The following is a 3,386-nucleotide window of genomic DNA, read 5'->3' on the forward strand; positions in this document are numbered from 1 at the left end:
GTGAAGGTGGCGCTCCAGGTCTTGCCATCGTCGGACGTGGTCAGCCCAGTCACGCTGCCGCCCACCACGGTCAGATCAGCCAGCTCGAAGTCTTGCACCGGCTCGCTGAAGGTGAAGGTGACGACGCTGGTGTCATCCGCCTTGAGATCGGTGGCGACGATATCGACCACCACGCTCGGGCCCTGGGTATCCACGCGGTAGCCTTCACTGCCAGTCGCTGTGGAGCTGTTGCCGGCCGCATCCGTGGTGGTCACGCTGACATCAATCACCTTGTCACCATCCGCCACCAGATCCGCGCCAGGCACTGTGATGCTGAAGGTCTTGTCGACAAGCACCTGACCGGTAAACGTCTTGCCGTTCACCGTCAGGGTGACGGTGTCGCCCACCTGCACGTCCCCGCCTACGCGACCGGTGACAGGGATCTGCTGGCTGGCTTCGGCTGCATTGATGATGTCATCCGCCGTGATATCGACATCCAGGGTGATACGGGCATCCGGCACCGTGGTGTCGAGCAAACTGGTGTCATCACTGGCATCAGCGCGGTTGCCCGCTGCATCTGTGACGCTGGCCTCGACAGTCAGATTGCCATCCGCCAGCCCGCTCAGGTCCGCGGTGGTGCGGTAGTTGCCATCGGCGTCGGTGAGAGCGGTGACGGTCACCTTGTCACCTTTGATGTCCGTGATGACCAGAGTCACGGTACGGCCCGGGCCGACATCGGAGGTGCCTGTGATGGGAGCATTGGCAACATTGCTGCCGTTCACGTCATCCAGAGTCACAGTAATGCCGGCAATGGTGTCTACGCTGCCATTGTCGGTGGCGCTGCCGGTATTGCCGGCAGGATCGGTCACGCTGGCGGTTACCTCATAGCCGCCATCGGGCAGAGGTGTCGTCACATCCACACTGAAGCTGCCATCCGGCTGCACCGTGGCCGTCAGGCTCTGCTGGTTGCCATTGGCGTCGGTCACCACCAGGGTCACAGTGCTGCCAGGCGCGGCATTGGTGCTGCCCGTGATGGTCGGGGTGCTGTCGTTGCCGTTGTCCGGGGCAGATATCGAGATAAGGGGGACGGTCACATCCGGCAGTGACTCATCATCGCGGCCATCGAGGGGCACTCGCCGCTCGGTTGTGGTCACGGGCTCCGTCGTATCAAAGCCGCCCTGGGCCAGGGTCGCATCCCCGCTGCGATCGACGACGATGAAACCGCCGTTGCCGCTGCCACCCGCCACGCCGCCCCCTGTCGCGGGGGCACCACCGGCCGCCGACGCTTCGAATGCCTGGGTCGGGTCGATGCCATCGAGGATCGCCCTTTGCAGCGCCGCAATATCGTCTTGCCCCCCGCTTGCCGGGTCGTTCAGGGTCAGGAGTGCATTCTGCTCATCAGGGGCCATCTCCGCCATGGGGATCGGGATCTGCCGTCCATCTGCGGCCACCATGGCGCCGGTGGGCGAGGTCAAGCGAGCCCCCTTGGCCACCACGTCCCCCTCGGCCAGCTGCCGCAGGCTGCCATCCTCCCCGACCAGGTAAACCGGGTTGGTCAGACGGGTCACGACTATGTCCTGTTCCAGGGTGACGATATTGGCGCTCATGTATTCTCCTGATGAGTGAACCCTGCGATGGGCGTGCAATTTTCCACCGTCCAATCTATTCGAGTGAGTCACCAGTAACCAGTGAGAAATTTAGAAAGAATGGCGACTTTCCTGACAGCTTTTCACGGGGAAATTGAAGGGTTGGCACTTACTATGCTTGTTGATAAATAACTATTTATTTCAATCGCTTGATATTGGCTGGCGCCATGGTGAGGCGCCAGCCAGAATCAGGCTCCCACCCAGAGCAGAATGGCCAGCAGCTGTGGCGACACTATGCGCAGGAACATCACCAGGGGATAGACGGTGGCATAGGCGAGCGCGCTGGCGCCACTGCTTGGATGCATGGCGTTGGCGAACGCCAGGGCGGGAGGGTCGGTCATGGAGCCGGCGAGCAGGCCGCACAGGGTCAGGTAGTTGAGCTTGCCATAATGGCGCGCCAGCACACCGACAACCAGCAGTGGGATCAGGGTCAGCGCCATCCCATACAGCACCCAGGTCGGTCCATCGCCATGGAGTAGGGTATCGACGAAACCGGCCCCCGATTTGAATCCTACCACGGCCAGAAACAGGACTATTCCTATCTCCCGTAGGGCCAGGTTGGCGCTGGGCGGCATGAACCAGTACAGCTTGCCTATGCTGCCGACCCGGGCCAGGATGAGCGCCACCACCAGGGGGCCTCCCGCCAGACCCAGCTTGAGAGCCGCCGGAAACCCCGGCAGATAGAAGGGGATGGAACCGAGCAGGACGCCGAGCCCGATACCGATGAACACCGGCAGCATCTGCACCTGTTGCAGCTTCTGCTGCACGTTGCCCACCACGCTGGTGACCGCCTCGATGGCATCGAGCCGCCCCACCAGGTTGAGGATGTCCCCGAACTGCAGGCTGGTCTGGCTGGTCGGCACCAGCTCTATCCCGGCCCGGTTGAGTCGCGAGATCACCACGTCATATCGCTGTTTTATCTCCAGATCGCGGATCTTCTTGCCCAATACCTGCTCATTGGTCACCACCACCCGCTCGACTCTCAGCTCGGTACCCCGGGTCGAGAGAGAGGTGTCCACCTCCTCCCCCAGCACCAGCAGCACTTTGCGCAAGGCATGGCGCTCACCCACCAGGTGCAGCAGGTCGCCGGTTTCGATGCAGGTCTCCGGGCGCGGCACCATCAGCTCTTCGCCCCGCTTGAGGCGCGAGCAGATGACATCCGCCTCGTCGAGGCTGGGGATCTCCTTGAGCATGAGCCCGTGCATGTTCGGGTTGCGCACCGCGATGTTCATGGTCTGGAGCGTCTCGCGCACCGTGCCGGACTCTTGCTCGAATCGGGCCGCTTCCTCGTCGATCTTGATGCGAAAGAACAGGCGAACCAGCCACATGGTGAGCAAGATGCCGCAGATCCCGAACGGATAGGCGACCGCATAGCCCATCCCCATCAGCGCCGTCGAGCCAGGCTCGGCGCCCAGCTCCGCCAGGATCTGCTGTCCCGCCCCCAGGGAGGGGGTGTTGGTCACGGCGCCGGAGAAGACCCCCAGGATCACCGGCAGGGGCACATCAAACAGCTGGTGCAACACCAGGGCCACCACGCCCCCCAGCACCACCAGCAGGGCGGCGAAACCGTTGAGCTTGAGCCCTGTGCTGCGCAGGGAGGAGAAGAAGCCGGGGCCGACCTGGATGCCTATGGTATAGACAAACAGGATCAGCCCGAACTCCTGGATAAAGTGCAGGGTATGGTCGTCAAAACTCAGCTGGAACAGGCCGGCGAAATGGCCGACCAGGATGCCGCCGAACAGCACTCCCCCTATCCCCAGC

The 3,386-nt window shown here is 62.8% G+C and carries 2 protein-coding genes; both read right to left on the reverse strand.

Annotated elements, in window-relative coordinates:
* Positions 1-1,586, reverse strand: a 1,586-nt coding sequence (locus BN1119_RS17060) for a retention module-containing protein (protein ID WP_157438685.1), incomplete at its 3' end; no start/stop codon positions are given.
* 227 nt (positions 1,587-1,813) lie between these two features.
* A partial coding sequence (locus BN1119_RS17065; RefSeq protein ID WP_042000918.1) for a putative transporter occupies positions 1,814-3,386 on the reverse strand: 1,573 nt, incomplete at its 5' end.

The organism is Aeromonas bivalvium (assembly GCF_000819765.1).
Lineage (GTDB): Bacteria > Pseudomonadota > Gammaproteobacteria > Enterobacterales > Aeromonadaceae > Aeromonas > Aeromonas bivalvium.